Genomic DNA, 20,836 nt, shown 5'->3' with positions numbered 1-20,836 from the left:
TCTGTGTCCCGTACGTGGATTCCCTGTTCCGTGCATTGCGTGGTTATTGAAACGAAGTCCCTGGAATTCGTGCGGATTTCGTGACCGCGTCACCGGTCGCATTCCTGTGCGAGGCGTACCGCGCATGTGTGGACGCCCGGCGTTCCGTCAGGACCCGCATACGGGGGGCGGGTTGGTGGCACGATGGTTCTGGCGGGGGTGCGCGGGCCGTACCTCCGGGCCGGGAGAGCGGACCGACCGAGGGTGTGATCAGTTGTGGCCATTTCACTGTCTGTGGTGCTGCTGTTGGCGATCATCCTGGTGGTGCTGATCCGAGGGGGGAACATCAAGGCCGGCCCGGCCATCGTCGCCATCCTCTTCGGTTTCTTCCTTGCCTCGACCGGCATGGCACCGTCGATCAACCGCTTCCTGAACTCGATAGCGGAGTCCATCAACTCGATCAGGTTCTGACCCGGCGGGCGAGCCGGACCACTGAAACAGCGGGGGCCTGCGGGGCCCCGGTGCCGGGCGCCCCGGACCCGCCGACGGCCGACGGCCGACGGATCGCGAGGCGCGTCGCCGGCGACTCACGGTGCCCCCGCCCCCGGCCGCGCCCGCACGAGGCCCCACCGCCTCCGGTCCCGGCTCGCCGTCACGCTCGTCCACGGCCGGTACGCCGCCGACGGCGAGCCCCGCCTTCTGTTCCACCCTTCTGGTCCACCACGAGGTGACCGCCGCCCGCCGGGTGCCACGTCCGCCGCCCCGGCCCGGTCCCGCCCGGCGGTCACCGTGCCCGGTGCCCGGTGCCCGGTGCCCGGGGCAGGTGGCGGGCCGGCGGCACCCTGGTCGATCGCGGCGAGTTCTCCACCGTCATCGCGGGCTCGCCGTCACCTTTGTCATCGACTCCGACCTCGGCCTGCCGGCCACCGCCCACCGTGCCGCTCCGCGCCGTGCTCGGCCCGCTGACCGCCCGGTGCGCCGAGCCGCTCCCCCCGGCGCCTGACCGGCCGCCGGGACCGGCGGACGCCACCGGAGGCCCAGCCCGCCCCCGGACGGCACTGGGTCCGGGCCTCGGACCACCGTGAGCGGAAGACCGCCGACGGGCGGACGCCGTGATCGTGAACGCCCCGAAGCCGGGCACGGAGGAGTGGCCGGCCCTTGTGACGGCAGAAGGCCCAGGGAGAGAAGATCAACCTCTCACCTGGGCCTTCGGCATCCAGAGCGGGCGACGGGAATCGAACCCGCGTAGCTAGTTTGGAAGACTAGGGCTCTACCATTGAGCTACGCCCGCAGCAGTGCGCCGCAGGTCGGTGACCGCGGCACTGAAGGCATCGTAGCGGGTCGCCCGCCGCCGAGGCCAACGACTTGGACGACCCGGCACCGCGCGTCCCGCCTCGGAGAATGCGGCCGACGGATCGGGTCGGGGCATGTACCCTACGTGTCGCACCAGACGGGGTGTGGCGCAGCTTGGTAGCGCGTCCGCTTTGGGAGCGGAAGGCCGTGGGTTCAAATCCCGCCACCCCGACCACCGGCCCGTGACGTCGGGCTCGGCGACGTCGTGATGATCGCCTTTTGGGGCGCTGACCGGCTGCGGTTACTATGCAAGCTGCGCGCCCGTGTGTCCCGGCCCTCACGGCCTACGAACTCCTCCGGGCGGCGAAATCCGCCGGACCCATCGGGCTCCGGCAGAACCCGAGAAGTCAGCCACAAGGAGACCGAACCGTGAAGAGCGCCGTGGAGACCCTGAACCCGACCCGGGTTCGGCTCACTGTCGAGGTGCCCTTCGAGGAGCTCAAGGACAGCCTCGACGCGGCGTACAAGAAGATCAACCAGCAGGTCACGGTGAAGGGCTTCCGCAAGGGCAAGATCCCGGCCCGCGTGATCGACCAGCGGTTCGGCCGCGGTGCGGTGCTGGAGGAGGCCGTCAACGACGCGCTGCCCAAGTTCTACACCGAGGCGGTCAACGAGGCCGAGCTCAGCCCGCTGGGCCAGCCCGAGGTCGACATCACCGAGCTGAAGGACGGCGAGACGCTGAACTTCACCGCCGAGGTCGACGTCCGCCCGGCCCTGGAGATCCCGGACTACTCCGGCATCGAGGTCGAGGTCGACGCCGTCGAGGTGACGGACGAGGACGTCGAGAAGTCCGTGGAGCAGCTGCGTGAGCGCTTCGCGTCGACCTCTCCGGTCGAGCGCGCCGCCGAGGACGGCGACGTCGTCACCATCGACCTGGAGGCCAAGGTCGACGGCGAGGTGCTGGAGGACGGCATCGCCAACGGCGTCTCCTACACCATCGGCTCCGGCGAGCTGCTGGACGGCATCGACGACGCCGTCAAGGGCCTGTCCGCCGGTGAGGAGGCCACCTTCACCTCCGAGCTGAAGGGCGGCTCCGCCGCGGGCAAGGAGGCCGAGGTCACCGTCAAGGTCACCCAGGTCGCCGCCCGCGAACTGCCGGAGCTGGACGACGAGTTCGCGCAGCTGGCCTCCGAGTTCGACACCCTGGAGGAGCTGAAGGCCGACAGCCGCAAGCGCCTCACCAACATGAAGCAGTTCGACCAGGCCACGCAGGCGCAGGAGCGCGTCCTGGAGAAGTTGCTGGAGCTGGTGGAGGTCCCGGTCCCCGAGAAGCTCCTCGAGGACGAGATCAACACCCGCAAGCACAACCTGGAGCACCACCAGCTCGCCCAGATGGGCCTCACCCTCGACAAGTACCTGGAGATCCAGGGCAAGACCGCCGAGGAGTTCGAGACCGAGACCCGCGAGGCCGCGGTCAAGGGCATCAAGACCCAGTTCGTCCTCGACGAGCTGGTCAAGAAGGAGAACCTCAACGTCAACCAGGAGGAGCTCACCGAGCACCTCATGCGGCGTGCGGCGTCCTCCGGCATGTCCCCCGACCAGTTCGCCCAGGCCGTCGTCGAGGGCGGCCAGGTGCCGCTCCTGGTCGGCGAGGTCGCCCGCGGCAAGGCCCTGGCCGTGGTGGTCGAGTCCGCCACGGTGAAGGACACCAACGGCGAGATCGTCAACCTGGACGACGAGGAGGAGACCGAGGAGGCGCCGGCCGAGGCCGAGGCCGCCGAGGCGTCCGACTCCGCCGAGGAGAAGACCGAGGGCTGAGCGGCCCAGCGGCGCCTGTGAGGCACCTACGACGGGCCCTGGGGGCTTTCCCCCGGGGCCCGTCGCGTTCCCCCCGGGACCCGTGGCGCCGGCCGCCTCCCACGGGGCGGCCGTACCGGCCGGGCGGGCCCGCCGGCGCGCCGCCCCGGGCATTCCCCGGCGCCCCCGCGCGGCGACCTGCGCTGACAGCGAACAGCTCACTTACCGGGATTCCCCGGAGGGAACGTCGCGTTAGGGTCCATGAAAGGCAGAACAATGAGACGGCCCGGCGCCGTCGTAAGACGAGCAGGTGGATACGTGACGAATCTGATGCCCTCCGCCGCCGGCGAGCCTTCCATCGGTGGTGGCCTCGGCGACCAGGTCTACAACCGGCTGCTCAACGAGCGGATCATCTTCCTCGGCCAGCAGGTTGACGACGACATCGCCAACAAGATCACCGCGCAGCTGCTGCTCCTTGCCGCCGAGCCGGACAAGGACATCTACCTCTACATCAACAGCCCGGGCGGCTCGGTCACGGCCGGCATGGCGATCTACGACACCATGCAGTACATCCCGAACGACGTGGTGACGATCGCCATGGGCATGGCCGCCTCGATGGGCCAGTTCCTGCTGACCGGCGGCTCCGCCGGCAAGCGCTTCGCCCTGCCGCACGCGGACATCATGATGCACCAGGGCTCCGCGGGCCTCGGCGGTACGGTCTCGGACATCAAGATCCAGGCCGAGTACCTGATGCGCACCAAGAAGCGCATGTCGGAGCTGACCGCGTTCCACTCCGGCCAGACGGTCGAGACGATCATCCGCGACGGCGACCGCGACCGCTGGTTCACCCCGGAGGAGGCCAAGGAGTACGGTCTCATTGACGAGATCATCACGCACGCCTCGGGTGTTCCGGGAGGCGGCGGCACCGGTGCCTGACCGGTCCGGCCACGCCATGCACCGCCGAGACACCAGCCCCCCGAACGCCACCAGGACGGTGAACCCCATGAGCAACTTCCCCGGCGCCGCCAGCGGCATGTACGAAGGGCCCCGCCCCGACAGCCGCTACGTCATCCCGCGCTTCGTCGAGCGCACCTCCCAGGGCATCCGCGAGTACGACCCGTACGCGAAGCTCTTCGAGGAGCGCGTGATCTTCCTGGGCGTCCAGATCGACGACGCCTCCGCCAACGACGTCATGGCGCAGCTGCTGTGCCTGGAGTCGATGGACCCGGACCGGGACATCTCGATCTACATCAACAGCCCCGGTGGCGACATGACCGCCCTCACGGCGATCTACGACACGATGCAGTTCGTGAAGCCCGATATCCAGACGGTCTGCATGGGCCAGGCGGCCTCCGCCGCGGCCATCCTGCTCGCCGCCGGCACCCCCGGCAAGCGCATGGCGCTGCCGAACTCCCGGGTGCTGATCCACCAGCCGGCCGGCTCCACCGGCCGCGGTCAGCTCTCCGACCTGGAGATCATCGCCAACGAGTTCACCCGGATGCGCGAGCAGCTGGAGAACATGCTGGCCAAGCACTCGAACCGGCCCATCGAGCAGGTCCGCGAGGACATCGAGCGGGACAAGATCCTCACGGCCGAGGAGGCGCTGGAATACGGCCTCGTCGACCAGATCATCTCCACCCGCAAGCTGAACAACAGCGCGGTCCGCTGACAGCGCAACCACGCACGTCCGGCCCCTCTTGGCACGGTGCACGTCAAAGTGAACCCTGCCAAGGGGGGCCCGAACACCGGGCCCGGCAAGGTACCGTCGGACATAAGGCAGCACCAGGAGCCGCTGGACTCATAGCGTCCAGGCGTCTCCCAGGCGAAGGGGAAGCACACCGTGGCACGCATCGGTGACGGCGGCGATCTGCTCAAGTGCTCGTTCTGCGGCAAGAGCCAGAAGCAGGTCAAGAAGCTCATCGCAGGGCCCGGTGTGTACATCTGCGACGAGTGCATCGATCTCTGCAACGAGATCATCGAGGAGGAGCTCGCGGAGACCAGCGAGGTGCGCTGGGAGGAGCTGCCCAAGCCCCGCGAGATCTACGAGTTCCTCGAGGGCTACGTGGTCGGCCAGGAGGCCGCCAAGAAGGCGCTCTCCGTCGCGGTGTACAACCACTACAAGCGGGTCCAGGCGGGCGAGAACGGCGGCGCGAGCGGCCGGGACGACGCCATCGAGCTGGCGAAGTCCAACATCCTGCTGCTGGGCCCCACGGGCTCCGGCAAGACGCTCCTCGCGCAGACGCTGGCGCGGATGCTGAACGTCCCGTTCGCGATCGCCGACGCCACGGCGCTGACCGAGGCGGGCTACGTCGGCGAGGACGTCGAGAACATCCTCCTCAAGCTCATCCAGGCGGCCGACTACGACGTCAAGAAGGCCGAGACCGGGATCATCTACATCGACGAGATCGACAAGGTCGCGCGCAAGAGCGAGAACCCGTCGATCACCCGTGACGTCTCCGGCGAGGGCGTCCAGCAGGCCCTGCTGAAGATCCTGGAGGGCACCACGGCCTCGGTGCCCCCGCAGGGCGGCCGCAAGCACCCCCACCAGGAGTTCATCCAGATCGACACGACGAACGTGCTGTTCATCGTGGGCGGTGCCTTCGCGGGCCTGGAGAAGATCATCGAGGCGCGCGCCGGCGCGAAGGGCATCGGCTTCGGCGCCACGATCCTCTCCAAGCGCGAGCTGGAGTCCAAGGACGTCTTCGAGGACGTCATGCCGGAGGACCTGGTCAAGTTCGGCATGATCCCGGAGTTCATCGGCCGCCTGCCGGTGATCACGTCGGTCCACAACCTGGACCGCGAAGCGCTCCTGAAGATCCTGGTCGAGCCCCGCAACGCGCTCGTCAAGCAGTACCAGCGCCTGTTCGAACTCGACGGCGTCGAGCTGGACTTCGAGCGGGAGGCGCTGGAGGCCATCGCCGACCAGGCCATCCTCCGCCAGACCGGCGCCCGCGGCCTGCGCGCCATCATGGAGGAGGTCCTCCAGGGCGTGATGTACGAGGTCCCGTCCCGCAAGGACGTCGCCCGCGTCGTCATCACCGCCGACGTGGTCCTCTCCAACGTCAACCCGACCCTGATCCCGCGGGACGCCCGCGGCCGGGGCTCGGGGGAGCAGAAGACGGCGTAGCCGCAGCGGCCACGCACACGGAGGGGGCCCCGGTCGACCGACCGGGGCCCCCTCCGTGCCGTGCGCGGAACGCGTCAGGCCTTGACGCGCACCTCGCTGCGGAGCTTGGCGGTCAGCTCGGCGTCCTTCGCCGGGTCGCTGCTGCGGCCCGCCGCCAGGTTGGCGAAGTCCATCGGCATGACGAACCCGATGGTGCTGTGGTCGCCCCAGACGCAGATCGTGAGCGTCACGTCCTTCGGCCCGCCGCTGCTCGCGCCGGTGGGGGCCGTGGCCTGCTGGCACTTGAGGACCGCGCCGTCGAGCCCGGCCGGCTTGTACTCCTTCGGCTCGCCCTTCAGGGCGACGTCCTTGCTGTCACTGTCCTTCTGGGACTCGGACTTGAACCAGGCGAACATCGCGTCGACGGTCTTCTCGGGGTCGTCGATGGTGCCGTAGACACCGCCGAAGTTGATCCCCTTCTTGCTCAGCGGATTGTCCGGGTCCCCGGCCTCGTACGCGGCGCTGACGTCCTTGGGGTCGTGCACACCCCACTTCTCGGCGTCCTTGAGGTCGCTGTCCGTCATGGTGTCGCTGTCGCCCTTGGACTTCTTGTACTCGGACAGCACCGTCGCCGGAGTCGTCAGCTTGTGCGGGCCGTCGTCCGCGACACCGCCGCTGCCGCTGCCGCTGCCGCTCAGCAGGAAGTACGCGCCCACCGCCACGGCGGCCACCACGGCCACCGCGCCGATGATCAGGCCCGTCTTCTTCTTGCCCCCGCCGGGCTGCGGCGCCTGCGGCATGCCGTAGGGCTGCTGCTGCCCGTAGGGGTTCGGCTGCTGGCCGTACGGCCCGGGCTGCCCCTGCTGGCCGTACGGACCCGGCTGCTGCGGCGCGCCCTGCTGCGGGTAGCCGTACCCCGGCTGCGGCGCCGGCGGGGTCTGCTGGGGGTAGCCGTAGCCGGGCTGGGGAGCCTGCGGCTGCTGGCCGTAGGGGCCCGGCTGGCCGTACGGCCCAGGCTGCCCCTGCTGGCCGTACGGACCCGGCTGCTGGGGCGGCTGGCCGTACGGGCCCGGCTGGTTGTTGCTCATTCCTGGGTTCCCCTCCAGAAGCTTATGTGTTCCTGACATCCTGACCCAGGCCCGGGAACGGCACGGCGGCGGGGGCCGCACCGTTACACAACAAAGGCGTTTCGGGACCACCCTGTGACACCTCTAAACTGACCCCCGTGACCGAGAACGCTCAGCAGCAGCCACCCGCGCCCGCCACCGAACTGCCGACCCAGTACGCGCCGGCCGATGTAGAGGGGCCGCTGTACGAGCGCTGGGTAGAGCGCGGTTACTTCGAGGCGGACGCCAAGAGCGACAAGCCGCCGTACACGATCGTCATCCCGCCGCCGAACGTCACCGGCAGCCTGCACCTCGGGCACGCCTTCGAGCACACGCTCATCGACGCCCTCACCCGCCGCAAGCGGATGCAGGGCTACGAGACGCTGTGGCAGCCCGGCATGGACCACGCCGGCATCGCCACGCAGAACGTGGTCGAGCGCGAGCTGGGCAAGGAGGGCAAGTCCCGGCACGACCTGGGCCGCGAGGCCTTCGTCGAGCGCGTCTGGCAGTGGAAGGCCGAGTCCGGCGGGCAGATCTCCGGGCAGATGCGGCGCCTCGGTGACGGTGTCGCCTGGTCGCGCGAGCGCTTCACCATGGACGAGGGTCTGTCCCAGGCCGTCCAGACCATCTTCAAGAAGCTCTACGACGACGAGCTGATCTACCGCGCCGAGCGCATCATCAACTGGTGCCCGCGCTGTCTGACGGCCATCTCGGACATCGAGGTCGAGTACCAGGACGACGACGGCGAGCTGGTCTCGATGAAGTACGGCGAGGGGGACGACACCATCGTCGTCGCCACCACCCGTGCCGAGACGATGCTCGGTGACACCGCCGTCGCCGTCCACCCGGACGACGAGCGGTACAAGCACCTCGTCGGCAAGCTCATCAGGCTGCCGCTGACCGACCGCTCCATCCCGGTCGTCGCCGACACGCACGTCGACCCCGAGTTCGGCACCGGCGCCGTCAAGGTCACCCCGGCGCACGACCCGAACGACTTCGAGATCGGCCAGCGCCACGACCTGCCGGCCATCACCGTGATGGACGAGCACGCCGTCATCACCGTCCACGGCCCCTTCCAGGGCATGGACCGCCTGGAGGCCCGCTCGGCGATCGTCGCCGCGCTGCGCGCCGAGGGCCGGATCGTCGCCGAGAAGCGGCCGTACGTCCACTCCGTCGGCCACTGCTCGCGCTGCAAGACCACCATCGAGCCGCGCCTGTCCATGCAGTGGTGGGTCAAGGTCGGTCCGCTGGCCAAGGCCGCCGGCGACGCCGTGCGCGAGGGCAAGGTCAGGATCCACCCGCAGGAGATGGAGAAGCGGTACTTCGACTGGGTCGACAACCTCCACGACTGGTGCATCTCGCGCCAGCTGTGGTGGGGCCACCGCATCCCGGTCTGGTACGGCCCGAACGGCGAGGTCGTCTGCGTCGGCCCGGACGAGGAGCCGCCGGCCGGCGAGGGCTGGCACCAGGACACCGACGTCCTCGACACCTGGTTCTCCTCCGGGCTGTGGCCCTTCTCCACGCTCGGCTGGCCCGAGCAGACCGAGTCGCTCGCGAAGTTCTACCCGAACTCGGTCCTGGTCACCGGCTACGACATCCTCTTCTTCTGGGTCGCCCGGATGATGATGTTCGGCCTGTACGCGATGGACGGCACCCCGCCGTTCCACACCATCGCCCTGCACGGCATGGTCCGCGACCAGTTCGGCAAGAAGATGTCGAAGTCCTTCGGCAACGCGGTCAACCCGCTGGACTGGATGGACAAGTACGGCTCCGACGCCCTGCGCTTCACCCTGGCCCGCGGCGCCAACCCGGGCGTCGACGTGCCGATCGGCGAGGACTGGGTCCAGGGCTCCCGCAACTTCGCCAACAAGATCTGGAACGCGACCCGCTTCGCGCTGATGAACGGCGCGACGGTGGACGGCCCGCTGCCGGACCCGTCGGTCATGTCGGCCACGGACCGCTGGATCCTCTCCCGCCTCAACTCGGTGGTCGCGGAAGTCGACGCGTACTACGACGACTTCCAGTTCGCCAAGCTCTCCGACGCCCTCTTCCACTTCGCGTGGGACGAGGTCTTCGACTGGTACGTCGAGCTGTCCAAGACGGTGTTCCAGGCGGGCGGCGAGCCGGCCGAGGTCTCCCAGCGCGTCCTCGGCGAGGTCCTGGACGTCACCCTCAAGCTGCTGCACCCGGTGGTCCCGTTCGTCACGGAGACCCTCTGGACGACGCTGACGGGCGGCGAGTCGATCGTCATCGCCGACTGGCCGAAGGACAGCGGCTTCCGTGACGCGGCGGCCGAGCAGGAGATCTCCACCCTCCAGTCGGTCATCACCGAGGTCCGCCGCTTCCGCGCCGACCAGGGCCTCCAGCCCGGCCAGCGGGTCCCGGCCCGCCTGACGCTGGGCGGCACGCCGCTCGCCCCGCACGAGGCCGCCATCCGCCAGCTGCTCCGCCTCCAGCCGGAGGGCGAGGGCTTCACGGCGACGGCGACCCTGCCGGTGGCGGGAGCCGAGGTGGCCCTCGACCTGTCCGGCACGATCGACGTCGCGGCGGAGCGCAAGCGCCTGGCCAAGGACCTGGCCGCCGCGGAGAAGGAGAAGGCCCAGGCCACGGCCAAGCTCGGCAACGAGGCGTTCCTGGCGAAGGCCCCGGAGAACGTGGTGGACAAGATCCGCACGCGCCTGGCCAAGGCCGAGGAGGACATCACCCGCATCACCGCCCAGCTGGAGAGGCTGCCGCAGGCGTGAGCCGTCACCGAAGGCCCCGGCGCTCTTGAAGGCGCCGGGGCCTTCGGCGTCCCCCGTCAGGGGCACGGGGCCGTATCGGCATGCGGCTCCGCCGCGCGGGCGCGACCAGCCCCTGGCGGCCCGCGGCCGGCCGGCCAGACAAGCCACCCCATACCGCCGCAGCGGCGCAGTCACCCGCTCCGTAGACTGGGCCTCGTGAGCGAAGCGCCCGGCACCAGCGACACCCCCGACCCCCTCGACTCCTTCGACGAGATCATCGAGGCCGAGACCACCCGCGACCCCGACCTCGCGGTCATCGAGGCCGGCAGCCGCACCCTGCGCACCCAGGGCGGTCCTCCGCAGGCGGAGGTGCCCGCCCGCCCCGAGGACCCCGAGACCGACAGGGCCCTGCGCGAGGTCGAGGCGGAGCTGGCGACCCGCTGGGGCGAGACGAAGCTGGAGCCATCGGTCAGCCGCATCGCCGCGCTGATGGACGTGCTGGGCGAGCCGCAGCGGTCGTACCCCTCGATCCACATCACCGGAACGAACGGCAAGACCTCCACCGCCCGCATGATCGAGGCCCTGCTCGGCGCCTTCGAGCTGCGCACCGGCCGCTACACCAGCCCCCACGTGCAGTCGATCACCGAGCGGATCAGCCTGGACGGCGCCCCGATCACCGCCGAGCGGTTCATCGAGACGTACCAGGACATCAAGCCGTACGTCGAGATGGTCGACGGGCAGCAGGAGTACCGGCTGTCCTTCTTCGAGGTGCTCACCGGCATGGCGTACGCGGCCTTCGCGGACGCCCCCGTGGACGTCGCCGTCGTCGAGGTCGGCATGGGCGGCTCCTGGGACGCCACCAACGTGATCGACGGCGACGTCGCCGTCGTCACCCCCATCGACCTCGACCACACCGACCGGCTCGGCGAGACGCACGCGGAGATCGCCGGCGAGAAGAGCGGCATCATCAAGCAGGACGCCACCGTCATCCTGGCCCAGCAGCCGGTGGACGCGGCGCAGGTGCTGCTGAAGAAGGCCGTCGAGGTCGACGCCACGGTCGCCCGCGAGGGGCTGGAGTTCGGGGTCGTCGCCCGGCAGGTCGCCGTCGGCGGGCAGCTGCTCACGCTGCGCGGCCTCGGCGGCGAGTACCCCGAGGTGTACCTCCCGCTGCACGGCGCCCACCAGGCGCACAACGCGGCCGTCGCGCTCGCCGCCGTGGAGGCGTTCTTCGGCGTCGGCGCGCAGCGCGCCGAGCCGCTGGACATCGACACCGTGCGCAAGGCGTTCGCGGCCGTGTCGTCCCCGGGCCGGCTGGAGGTCGTACGGCGCTCTCCCACCGTGGTGCTGGACGCCGCGCACAACCCGGCGGGTGCCGAGGCCACCGCCGAGGCCGTGCGGGAGGCGTTCGACTTCACCCGGCTGATCGGGGTCGTCGGCGCGAGCGGCGACAAGAACGTGCGCGGGCTGCTGGAGGCCTTCGAGCCGATCTTCGCGGAGGTCGTCGTCACGCAGAACTCCAGCCATCGCGCCATGGACGCGGACGAGCTGGCCGCGATCGCCGTCGAGGTGTTCGGCGACGAGCGGGTGCAGGTCGAGCCGCGGCTGCCGGACGCCCTGGAGGCCGCGATCACGCTGGCCGAGGAGGAGGGCGAGTTCGCGGGCGGCGGTGTGCTGGTGACCGGTTCCGTCATCACGGTCGGCGAGGCCCGGCTGCTGCTGGGGAAGGGCTGAGAGGCGACCATGCGTACGCTCTGTGCATCGACCCTGATCGGCGAGTTCTTCGTCATCGGCTTCGCCGGGCTCGTCGCCATGAAGGACCCGGGCCTGTCCACGTCGACGGTGTGGCTGGTCAGCGGCATCGCCATGCTGCTGTGCGTGCTGCTGTGCGGCATGGTGACCCGGCCCGGCGGGGTGGCCCTCGGCTGGGCCCTCCAGATCGCCCTGATCGCCTCCGGTGTCTTCGTCCCGACCATGTACTTCCTGGGCGCGCTGTTCGCCGCGCTGTGGTGGGCGTCGGTGCACTTCGGGAGAAAAGTGGACGAAGCGAAGGCCCGCTTCGCGGCCCAGGCCCAGTCCTCCTCCTCCACGGCTGACGCTGCGTAACAAAGGGCCCGACACGCCCTGTAACCTCGTCCCACCGCACTCGCACGTCGTGTAAGGAGCCTCCCGTGAGCCAGCGCACCCTCGTCCTCCTCAAGCCCGACGCCGTCCGTCGTGGCCTGACCGGCGAGATCATCAGCCGTATCGAGCGCAAGGCCGGCTGGCAGATCACCGCGCTGGAGCTGCGCACCCTGGACCGCGGCACGCTGGAGCAGCACTACGCCGAGCACGTCGGCAAGCCGTTCTACGAGCCGCTGGTGGAGTTCATGTCCTCCGGTCCGGTCGTCGCGCTGATCGTGGAGGGCGAGCGGGTCGTCGAGGGCGTGCGCCGGCTCGCCGGCCCGACCGACCCGATCGCCGCCGCGCCCGGTTCGATCCGCGGTGACTACGGCGTGATCGTCCGCGAGAACCTGATCCACGCCTCCGACTCCGAGGAGTCCGCCGAGCGCGAGGTGAAGATCTTCTTCCCGGGCCGTGTGTAGGACCCGCCCGCCGCGGCGAAGGTCCGGGACCACGCCCGGACCTTTCCGGGACAGTCCTGGCATTTGAGGGAACGAGCGCCCCCGAACGCCCGTCTCCACAAGCGGGGCGGCACGCCATCTGGTGACAATGGCGGAGACCCTCGCGCAGTGTTCGTGCAGGCGCGTTTACGATGGAAGCCTTCACGTCACAGCACCCGCCTCGCCGACCTGACATGCCCTCAAAAGCTCGGGAAGGCCAGATGAATCCGGATGGGGAACTCAATGTCGTTCATCGGCCGTGACATGGCTGTCGACCTCGGGACCGCCAACACGCTGGTGTACGTCAGGGGTCGCGGGATCGTACTGAATGAGCCGTCCGTCGTCGCGATCAACACCAACACGGGTGGGATCCTCGCGGTCGGTGCCGAAGCGAAGAAGATGATCGGCCGGACGCCGGGCAACATCGTGGCGGTCCGTCCGCTGAAGGACGGCGTGATCGCCGACTTCGAGATCACCGAGCGGATGCTCCGCTACTTCATCCTCAAGATCCACAAGCGGCGGTATCTGGCCCGGCCGCGGGTCGTCGTCTGTGTGCCCTCCGGCATCACGGGTGTCGAGCGCCGGGCCGTCATCGAGGCGTCCTCCCAGGCCGGCGCCCGTCAGGTGCACATCATCGAGGAGCCCATGGCCGCCGCCATCGGCTCCGGTCTGCCGGTCCACGAGGCCACGGGCAACATGGTGGTGGACATCGGCGGCGGCACCACGGAGGTCGCGGTCATCTCGCTCGGCGGGATCGTCACCGCCCAGTCCATCCGCGTCGCCGGCGATGAACTGGACAACGCGATCATCCAGTACATCAAGAAGGAGTACAGCCTCCTCCTGGGTGAGCGCACGGCGGAGCAGATCAAGATCACCATCGGTTCGGCGTACGACCTCGACACCGACGAGCACACCGAAGTCCGCGGCCGGGACCTGGTGTCCGGCCTGCCGAAGACCGTCGTCATCTCGGCGGCCGAGGTCCGCAAGGCCATCGAGGAGCCGGTCAACGCGATCGTGGACGCGGTGAAGACCACCCTCGACAAGTGCCCGCCGGAACTGTCCGGCGACATCATGGACCGAGGAATCGTTCTGACCGGCGGCGGAGCCCTGCTGCGCGGGCTCGACGAGCGACTGCGGCGGGAGACCGGCATGCCGATCCACATCGCCGAGGACCCGCTGGACAGCGTCGCGCTCGGATCCGGCAAGTGCGTCGAGGAGTTCGAGGCGCTGCAGCAGGTCCTGGACGCCCAGCCGCGCAGATGACGTAACTCTTCGATTCCGCCGTACGAGACGTTCTCCTCTCGTGCGGCGGATCGTTGATATAGAGGCATAAGCTCCCGCAAACGGGTCTCTTGGGTCGCGCCATGGCATGCGCGTCGTCCAGGGGTCCGACGAATTCCTACTTGAGGAAGGGCACGGCCGCCGCACGTGAGGGACACGAAAGAGAGCCGGCTGCTCCTGGTCCTGCTGGTCGCCATCGCGTTCGCGCTGATCACGGTGGACATCCGCGGAGGCCGGAACTCCCCGGTCGACGGTGCCCGGCACGCCGCCGCGGCGGTGTTCGGCCCGGTCGAGAACGGGCTGTCCTCCGCGGTGGAGCCGGTCGGCAACGCCGTCTCCGCGATCCGCGACTCCGGCAGCCGGCACGACCGGCTCGCCGCGCTGGAGAAGGAGAACGCGGCCCTCAAGGCCAAGCTCGGCAGCGACGACCGCAACCGCAGCCGCCTCAAGCAGCTCGACAAGCTGCTCAAGGTGGCCGGCGAGGGGCAGTACGGCATCAAGGGCGCCCAGGTCATCGCCATAGGCTCGGCCCAGGGCTTCTCCTGGACCATCACCATCGACGCCGGTGCCAACGACGGCATCAAACGGGACATGACCGTCCTGAACGGGGACGGCTTGGTCGGCCGCGTCACCACCGTCGGCCCCAGCACCTCCACCGTGCTGCTCGCCAACGACCCGGACTTCACCGTCGGCACCCGCATGGAGGCGGGCGACGAACTCGGCTTCGCCTCCGGGCAGGGCGACCGCCCGCTGCGCGTGGAACTGCTCAACGGCAAGGCGGAGGTGAAGAAGGGCGACCGGCTCGTCACGTTCGGCTCGCAGGCCGACAAGCCGTTCGTGCCCGGTGTCCCGGTCGGTGTCGTCTCCCGCGTCGACCCCTCCGGCGGCGGCCTGACCCGCACCCTGTACGTCACCCCGTACGTCAGCTTCACCAAGCTCGACATCGTCGGCGTGGTCGTGGCGCCACCGAAGAACGACCCGCGGGACACCGTGCTCCCGGCCAAGCCGAAGCCGGTCCCGACGCCGACGGTGACCGTCACGGTCACCCCGTCGGCCGACGCCCCCGCCACCGACGAGCAGCAGTAGGAGCTGTATCCCCATGCGTGTCAACCGGATCCTGCTCTCCACCCCGCTGGTCGTCGTGGCCCTGGTGATCCAGGTCAGCGTCCTCGCCCGGCTGCACCTGCCGGGCGCCGTTCCCGACCTGCTGCTGCTCACCGTCCTCGGTCTGGCGATGGGCTACGGCCATGTCGGCGGCGCCCTCGTCGGTTTCGGCGCCGGTCTCCTCGCCGACCTGGCCCCGCCGGCCGACCACGCGGCCGGCCGGTACGCGCTCGTGCTGTGCGTCATCGGCTACTGCGCCGGGCTCATCAAGCCGGAGAACGGCCGGCTGAAGTCGGCGACCGGCCCGATGGCCGTCGTGGTGGCCGCCGCCATCGGCTCCACCCTGCTCTACGCCGGGGTGGGCGCCCTGGTCGGCGACACCGCCGCCCGCCATGTCGGCCTGCCCGGGCTGCTGTTCTCCGCCGCCCTGTACGACCTGCTGCTCGCCCCGTTCGTGGTGCCCGGCGTGATGTGGCTGGCCCGCCGCGCCGACAACGACCCGCTCACCGAGACCGGGCCCGCCGCCAAGGCCGGGGACATCTCCTCGGGCTGGCTGTCCTCCGGCACGGGCCTGCGCATCGGCAGCCAGCGCAGCGGTCTGGGCGCCCTGAAGGCCAAGGCGCGCACGCGCTCCGCCCGGGTCGGCCGCATCAAGGGGGTCAAGCGACTGTGAGGGGCGGGGAGTTCCACGCCGGTGCGTCGGCCTCCGGTGCGTCGGCCTCCGGCGAGTTCACTCGAACGGGTCAGCGTTCCCGGAACGCGGGTTCACAGGCTGGTCGTTCATCATTCGTACGCGTTCTCGCACAGGCGCACTGAGAGGGGGAGACAGCCGCAGTGACCAACATCCCCGAGACCGGTCGGACCCCACGGGTCCAGATCCGGCTCGTCGTGATCCAGATCCTCGTTCTCTCCCTCCTCGGCACGCTCGGCGGCCGGTTGTGGTACCTCCAGATCCGGGAGGGCGCCGAGTACCAGAGGGAGGCGTCCGGCAACCACGTCCAGCAGGTCGTCGACCCGGCCGTGCGCGGCGACATCCTGGACGCCCGCGGAGTCCCCCTCGCGGACAACGAGACCCGCCTGGTGGTCTCCGCCTCCCGCACCGACCTGCTGAAGCAGAAGGACGACGGCAAGGCCGTCCTCACCAAGCTGGCCGGCGTCCTCCGCATGAGCCCCGAGGAGGTCATGCAGAAGGTCCGGCTGTGCGACGCGAAGACCCCCCAGCCCTGCTGGAACGGCTCGCCGTACCAGCCGATCCCGATCACCGACGAGGCCACCGCCAAGCAGGCCCTCCAGATCCGCGAGCGCTCCGAGGACTTCCCCGGCATCACCGCGGAGCCCGAGGCCGTCCGCCGCTACCCGGGCCCCGGCAAGTCCAACACCGCCCAGGTGCTCGGCTACCTCTCGCCCGTCACCGACGCCGAGATCCAGCAGGCCAAGGACACCGACTCGCCCTACCTGCGCTCCGACATGGTCGGCCGCTCCGGTCTGGAGCGGACGTACGACAAGGTGCTGCGCGGCAAGGCCGGCGTCACCCGCTACGAGGTCGACAACCTCGGCCGGGTCATCGGCAAGGCCAAGTCGGACGCGGCCGAGTCCGGTTCGAACCTGGTCACCAGCATCGACTCCCGCGTCCAGCGGGTCGCCGAGTACGAGCTGGACAAGGCGATGAAGGCCGCCCGCCAGCAGTTCGACAAGATCACCGGCACCAACTACAAGGCCGACTCCGGTGCCGTCGTGGTGATGGAGGCCAAGACCGGCCGGATCGTCGCCATGGCCTCCGCGCCGACGTACGACCCGAACGTCTGGGTCGGCGGCATCTCCGCCAAGGACTACAAGGCCCTCACCGGCAAGGACTCGGACTACCCGCTGCTCAACCGGGCCATACAGGGTCAGGCCGCCCCCGGCTCGACGTTCAAGGTGGTCTCCACGGCCGCCGCGGTCGAGGCCGGCTACCCCTTCGACGGCCGCTACCCGTGCACCAGCTCCTACTCGGTCGGCGGCCAGGTCTTCAAGAACTTCGAGGGCGAGAACTTCGGCCCCATCTCCCTGGGCCGCGCCCTGGAGGTCTCCTGCGACACCGTCTTCTACGGCCTCGCCGACCGTGAGTGGAAGAAGGACGGCGGCATCAACCCCAAGAAGGGCCAGCCGAAGGACTACTTCTACAAGGCCGCCCACCAGTTCGGCCTCGGCAGGGAGACCGGCGTCGACCTGCCCAACGAGGTCACCGGCCGCGTCCCCGACCGCCAGTGGAAGCTGGCGTACTGGAAGGCCAACAAGGACGCCTGGTGCAAGACCGGCAAAAAGGACGGCTCCTACGTCGAGAGGATCGCCTACGAGAACTGCCTCGAAGGCAACAAGATGCGCGAGGGCGACTCCATCAACTACTCCATCGGCCAGGGCGACACCCTCGTCACCCCGATCCAGGAGGCCGTGATCTACGGCGCCGTCGCCAACGGCGGCACGATGTACCAGCCGACCATCGGCAAGGCGATCATCAGCGCCGACGGCAAGACCGTCCGGGAGATCAAGCCGAAGAAGCGCGGCAGGCTGCCCGTCAGCCAGGCCACCCTCAAGGGCATGGACGACGCCTTCGCGGGCGTCATCACCCGCGGTACGGCCGCCTGGAAGTTCGGCGGCTGGCCGCAGGACAAGATCCCGCTGCACGCCAAGACCGGTACGGCCGAGGTCTACGGCAAGCAGACCACGTCCTGGCTGGCCACCTACTCCAAGGACTACACGGTGATCATGACGATCGCCCAGGCCGGTACGGGTTCCGGCGCCTCCGGTGAGGCCGTGCGCAACATCTACAGCGCCCTCTACGGCGTCCAGGGCGACGGCTCCATCGACACCAGGAAGGCGCTGCTGCCCGAGCCGCAGAAGGGCCTGCCCAAGGTCCGCACGGACGGCACCATCGCCGCCCCGAAGATCACCAGCGACCCGGCGAAGGACGCCGAGACCGCCCAGAAGAACAACCCGACCAACGGCGACGACCAGCAGCCCGCGGGCACCACGCCCTCGCCCACCACGGGCAACCGCGACACCCGCAGGCGGCCTCGCAGGAGGGGAAGCCGGAGGATGCCCTCATGACCGGCGCGAACAGCTTCTCCGTCTCCGGGTACGGCCCCGAGCGGGCCGGCTGGACCAGGATCTTCGCCCGCGACTCGCTCACCCGCCGGCTGGACTGGCCGATACTGCTCGCGGCCACCGCCCTGTCCCTGCTGGGCTCCCTGCTGGTGTACTCGGCGACCCGCAACCGCACCGAGCTGAACCAGGGCGACCCGTACTTCTTCCTGCTCCGGCACCTGATGAACCTCGGCATCGGGATCGCCCTGATGATCGGCACGCTCTGGCTCGGCCACCGCGCCCTGCGCAACGTCGTGCCGGTCCTCTACGGCCTCTCGGTGCTCCTCGCCCTGGTGGTCCTCACCCCGCTCGGCGCCACGATCAACGGTCAGCGCAACTGGCTGGTCATCGGCGGCTTCTCGCTCCAGCCCGCCGAGTTCCTCAAGGTGGCGATCATCCTGGGCATGGCCGTGATGCTGGCCGCACGGGTGGACGCCGGCGACAAGCCGTACCCCGACCACCGGACCGTGTTCCAGTCCCTGTGCCTGGCCGCCGTACCGATCCTGATCCTGCTGCTCATGCCCGACCTCGGCTCGGTGCTGGCCATGGTGGCGATCATCCTCGGCGTTCTGCTCGCCTCTGGCGCCTCCAACCGCTGGGTCTTCGGTCTGCTCACCGCCGGTGTCATCGGCTGCGTCGCGATCTGGCAGCTGCACATCCTGGACGAGTACCAGATCAACCGGTTCGCGGCCTTCGCCAACCCGGACCTGGACCCGGCCGGTGTCGGCTACAACACCAACCAGGCCCGCATCGCCATCGGCTCCGGCGGACTCACCGGGGCCGGGCTGTTCCACGGCTCGCAGACCACCGGCCAGTTCGTGCCCGAACAGCAGACCGACTTCGTGTTCACGGTCGCGGGGGAGGAGCTGGGCTTCGTCGGCGCCGGCTTCATCATCTTCCTCCTCGGTGTCGTCCTGTGGCGCGCCTGCCGGATAGCACGTGACTCGACCGAGCTGTACGGGACGATCGTCGCCGCCGGGATCGTGGCCTGGTTCGCCTTCCAGTCCTTCGAGAACATCGGCATGACCCTCGGCATCATGCCGGTCACCGGTCTGCCCCTGCCGTTCGTGTCGTACGGCGGCTCATCCATGTTCGCGGTGTGGGTCGCGGTGGGACTGTTGCAGTCGATCAAGGTGCAACGGCCCATGTCGGCGTAGGCCTCGGCGCCCTCTGCCCTCCCGGCGCCCCGGACACTAGATTCGGTGCATGGCGGATGCGAAACGCGAGATCGAGCGCAAGTACGAGTCCGACGACAGCGGGCTGCCCGACCTGACCGGCGTCGGCGCGGTGGCCGCCGTCCTGGACAAGGGCCTGATGGAACTCGACGCCACGTACTACGACACGGCCGACGAACGCCTGGCCGCCGCCGCACTCACCCTGCGCCGCCGCACCGGCGGCGCGGACGCCGGCTGGCACCTGAAGTTCCCGGTCGCCCCCGGCGTCCGCGACGAGATCCAGGCCCCGCTCTCCGACACCGTCCCCGAGGAGATCGCGGCCCTCGTCCGCTCCCGCGTCCGGGACGCCGAACTGGTCCCGCTGGTCCGGCTGCGCTCCGCCCGCGACGTCCGGCACCTGCTCGACGCCGAGGGCACGCTGCTGGCCGAGGCCAGCGTCGACGCCGTGACCGCCGAGCGGCTCAGCGGCAAGGGCGGGGTCGCCCAGTGGACCGAGATCGAGGTGGAACTGGCCGACGGAGGCGACCCGGCCCTCCTCGACCAGCTGGAGAAACGGCTCCGCAAGGCGGGCGTGCGGCCGTCCCGGTCGCCGTCGAAGCTGGCCCGTGCCCTGGAACAGACGGCCGGCGGCCGGCGCCGGAAGAAGGCCGGGCCCCCGCCGCCGGTGACCGCCGGTGACCATGTCCTCGCCTATCTCCGCACCCAGCGGGACGCGCTCGTCGAGCTGGACCCCGCCGTCCGCCGCGACCTGCCCGACTCCGTGCACCGCATGCGGGTCGCCACCCGTCGCGCCCGCAGCACCCTGCGCACCTTCGGCGCCCTCCTGGACCGCACGGTCACCGACCCCGTCGGCGCCGAGCTGAAGTGGCTCGCGGGCGAGCTGGGCGTCGACCGCGACCAGGAGGTGCTGGCCGACCGCCTGACCGCCGCCCTCGACGCGCTCCCGGCCGACCTGGTCACCGGCCCGGTCCCCGAGCGGCTGACCGCATGGTCCCGGGCCCGGCACGGCGGCGCCCACGCCCACCTGACCGGCGTCCTCGACTCCCGCCGCTACCTGGCCCTGCTGGACGCCCTGGACGCCCTCCTCGCGGACCCGCCGCTGCGCGGGGCGGCCGGCAAGAAACCGGACAAGGCGCTCGCCAAGGCCGTACGCAAGGACGAGAAGAAGCTGACGGACGTCGTGGAGCACGCGCTGGGGCTGCCGCCGGGGCAGGACCGCGACCTCGCCCTGCACGAGGCCCGCAAGAAGGCCAAGCGCGCCCGCTACGCCGCCGAGGCCGCCACCGAGGCGCTGGGCCGCCCCGCCCGCGCCCTCACCAAGGACATGAAGTCCCTGACCACCCTCCTGGGCGATCACCAGGACAGCGTCATGGCCCGCCGCACCCTCCGCGAGCTGGCGGCCGTGGCGCACGCGGCGGGGGAGAGCACGTTCACCTACGGGGTGCTGTACGGCAGGGAGGAGGCGAGGGCGGCGGCGACCGAGGCGGAGCTGCCCCGGGTCTGGAAGGAGACCAGGTCCAGGGCCGCCGGCTGAGCGTTCGGGGGAGGC

Annotated in this window: 16 protein-coding genes and 2 tRNA genes; 16 read left to right on the top strand and 2 right to left on the bottom strand. The window is 70.1% G+C overall.

Annotated features, from left to right (window positions below):
• The first annotated feature begins 255 nt into the window (after positions 1 to 255).
• Positions 256 to 450 (top strand): hypothetical protein, encoded by a 195-nt coding sequence (locus ABZV94_RS07855; RefSeq protein WP_030648672.1) that lies wholly within the window; start codon positions 256 to 258, stop codon positions 448 to 450.
• A 749-nt stretch (positions 451 to 1,199) separates the two neighbouring features.
• Here the strand turns inward: ABZV94_RS07855 and ABZV94_RS07850 are convergent.
• Positions 1,200 to 1,270: transfer RNA gene (locus ABZV94_RS07850), tRNA-Gly, on the bottom strand.
• 160 nt (positions 1,271 to 1,430) lie between these two features.
• Between ABZV94_RS07850 and ABZV94_RS07845 the strand changes: the two genes are divergently transcribed.
• The 5 genes from ABZV94_RS07845 (at position 1,431) to clpX (ending at position 6,196) form a co-directional block, all read left to right on the top strand.
• Positions 1,431 to 1,507, top strand: a tRNA-Pro gene (locus tag ABZV94_RS07845).
• A 194-nt stretch (positions 1,508 to 1,701) separates the two neighbouring features.
• Positions 1,702 to 3,090: a trigger factor gene (gene tig / locus ABZV94_RS07840; protein WP_356338312.1), complete on the top strand. Its 1,389-nt coding sequence runs from the start codon at positions 1,702 to 1,704 to the stop codon at positions 3,088 to 3,090.
• Positions 3,091 to 3,399: 309 nt separating this feature from the next.
• Complete coding sequence (locus tag ABZV94_RS07835) at positions 3,400 to 4,005, top strand: ATP-dependent Clp protease proteolytic subunit (protein ID WP_356338392.1); 606 nt, start codon at positions 3,400 to 3,402, stop codon at positions 4,003 to 4,005.
• A gap of 67 nt (positions 4,006 to 4,072) precedes the next feature.
• Complete coding sequence (locus ABZV94_RS07830; RefSeq protein WP_030648613.1) at positions 4,073 to 4,738, top strand: ATP-dependent Clp protease proteolytic subunit; 666 nt, start codon at positions 4,073 to 4,075, stop codon at positions 4,736 to 4,738.
• Positions 4,739 to 4,909: 171 nt separating this feature from the next.
• The gene (gene clpX / locus ABZV94_RS07825) at positions 4,910 to 6,196 is read left to right on the top strand and encodes an ATP-dependent Clp protease ATP-binding subunit ClpX (protein ID WP_030648610.1); all 1,287 of its coding nucleotides are present in this window, start codon (positions 4,910 to 4,912) and stop codon (positions 6,194 to 6,196) included.
• Positions 6,197 to 6,270: 74 nt separating this feature from the next.
• Here the strand turns inward: clpX and ABZV94_RS07820 are convergent, their stop codons facing one another.
• Positions 6,271 to 7,263, bottom strand: a complete 993-nt coding sequence (locus ABZV94_RS07820; RefSeq protein WP_356338310.1) for a hypothetical protein — start codon at positions 7,261 to 7,263, stop codon at positions 6,271 to 6,273.
• 137 nt (positions 7,264 to 7,400) lie between these two features.
• Here ABZV94_RS07820 and ABZV94_RS07815 point away from each other — a divergent pair, with 137 nt between their 5' ends.
• The 10 genes from ABZV94_RS07815 (at position 7,401) to ABZV94_RS07770 (ending at position 20,821) form a co-directional block, all read left to right on the top strand.
• Complete coding sequence (locus tag ABZV94_RS07815; protein ID WP_356338308.1) at positions 7,401 to 10,025, top strand: valine--tRNA ligase; 2,625 nt, start codon at positions 7,401 to 7,403, stop codon at positions 10,023 to 10,025.
• 195 nt (positions 10,026 to 10,220) lie between these two features.
• Entirely contained in the window at positions 10,221 to 11,735 is a 1,515-nt protein-coding gene (locus ABZV94_RS07810) for a folylpolyglutamate synthase/dihydrofolate synthase family protein (protein WP_356338306.1), read from the top strand.
• Between the two features lie 9 nt (positions 11,736 to 11,744).
• Entirely contained in the window at positions 11,745 to 12,107 is a 363-nt protein-coding gene (locus tag ABZV94_RS07805; protein WP_356338304.1) for a DUF4233 domain-containing protein, read from the top strand.
• A 65-nt stretch (positions 12,108 to 12,172) separates the two neighbouring features.
• Positions 12,173 to 12,586, top strand: coding sequence for a nucleoside-diphosphate kinase (gene ndk / locus ABZV94_RS07800; protein WP_356338302.1), 414 nt, complete (start codon positions 12,173 to 12,175; stop codon positions 12,584 to 12,586).
• Between the two features lie 261 nt (positions 12,587 to 12,847).
• Positions 12,848 to 13,867, top strand: a complete 1,020-nt coding sequence (locus tag ABZV94_RS07795) for a rod shape-determining protein (RefSeq protein ID WP_014672705.1) — start codon at positions 12,848 to 12,850, stop codon at positions 13,865 to 13,867.
• 165 nt (positions 13,868 to 14,032) lie between these two features.
• Positions 14,033 to 14,971, top strand: coding sequence for a rod shape-determining protein MreC (gene mreC, locus ABZV94_RS07790; protein WP_356338300.1), 939 nt, complete (start codon positions 14,033 to 14,035; stop codon positions 14,969 to 14,971).
• A gap of 13 nt (positions 14,972 to 14,984) precedes the next feature.
• On the top strand, positions 14,985 to 15,662 hold the full coding sequence (gene mreD / locus ABZV94_RS07785) for a rod shape-determining protein MreD (protein WP_356338298.1): 678 nt from the start codon (positions 14,985 to 14,987) through the stop codon (positions 15,660 to 15,662).
• 161 nt (positions 15,663 to 15,823) lie between these two features.
• Positions 15,824 to 18,076 (top strand): penicillin-binding protein 2, encoded by a 2,253-nt coding sequence (mrdA, locus tag ABZV94_RS07780; protein ID WP_356338296.1) that lies wholly within the window; start codon positions 15,824 to 15,826, stop codon positions 18,074 to 18,076.
• Positions 18,073 to 19,269: a rod shape-determining protein RodA gene (rodA, locus tag ABZV94_RS07775; protein WP_356338294.1), complete on the top strand. Its 1,197-nt coding sequence runs from the start codon at positions 18,073 to 18,075 to the stop codon at positions 19,267 to 19,269. The genes mrdA and rodA overlap by 4 nt, the downstream gene beginning before the upstream one ends.
• A 49-nt stretch (positions 19,270 to 19,318) precedes the next feature.
• Positions 19,319 to 20,821 carry a CYTH and CHAD domain-containing protein gene (locus tag ABZV94_RS07770; RefSeq protein ID WP_356338292.1) on the top strand — a complete coding sequence of 501 codons (1,503 nt, stop codon included), beginning with the start codon at positions 19,319 to 19,321 and terminating at the stop codon, positions 20,819 to 20,821.
• Positions 20,822 to 20,836: the final 15 nt, after the last annotated feature.

It is taken from the genome of Streptomyces sp. NPDC004658 (genome assembly GCF_040609555.1).
Taxonomy (GTDB): Bacteria; Actinomycetota; Actinomycetes; order Streptomycetales; family Streptomycetaceae; genus Streptomyces.
The sequence above is the reverse complement of the archived record's forward strand: the minus strand, read 5'-3'. Positions and strand labels throughout refer to the sequence as shown.

Excerpts from the sequence above, each read along its gene's own strand:
- ABZV94_RS07835 (WP_356338392.1), top strand. The coding sequence starts at position 3,400 with ATGCCCTCCGCCGCCGGCGAGCCTTCCATCGGTGGTGGCCTCGGCGAC.
- ABZV94_RS07830 (WP_030648613.1), top strand. The coding sequence starts at position 4,073 with ATGAGCAACTTCCCCGGCGCCGCCAGCGGCATGTACGAAGGGCCCCGC.
- ABZV94_RS07820 (WP_356338310.1), bottom strand. The coding sequence starts at position 7,263 with ATGAGCAACAACCAGCCGGGCCCGTACGGCCAGCCGCCCCAGCAGCCG.
- ABZV94_RS07805 (WP_356338304.1), top strand. The coding sequence starts at position 11,745 with ATGCGTACGCTCTGTGCATCGACCCTGATCGGCGAGTTCTTCGTCATC.
- ABZV94_RS07795 (WP_014672705.1), top strand. The coding sequence starts at position 12,848 with ATGTCGTTCATCGGCCGTGACATGGCTGTCGACCTCGGGACCGCCAAC.
- mreD (WP_356338298.1), top strand. The coding sequence starts at position 14,985 with ATGCGTGTCAACCGGATCCTGCTCTCCACCCCGCTGGTCGTCGTGGCC.
- rodA (WP_356338294.1), top strand. The coding sequence starts at position 18,073 with ATGACCGGCGCGAACAGCTTCTCCGTCTCCGGGTACGGCCCCGAGCGG.
- ABZV94_RS07770 (WP_356338292.1), top strand. The coding sequence starts at position 19,319 with ATGGCGGATGCGAAACGCGAGATCGAGCGCAAGTACGAGTCCGACGAC.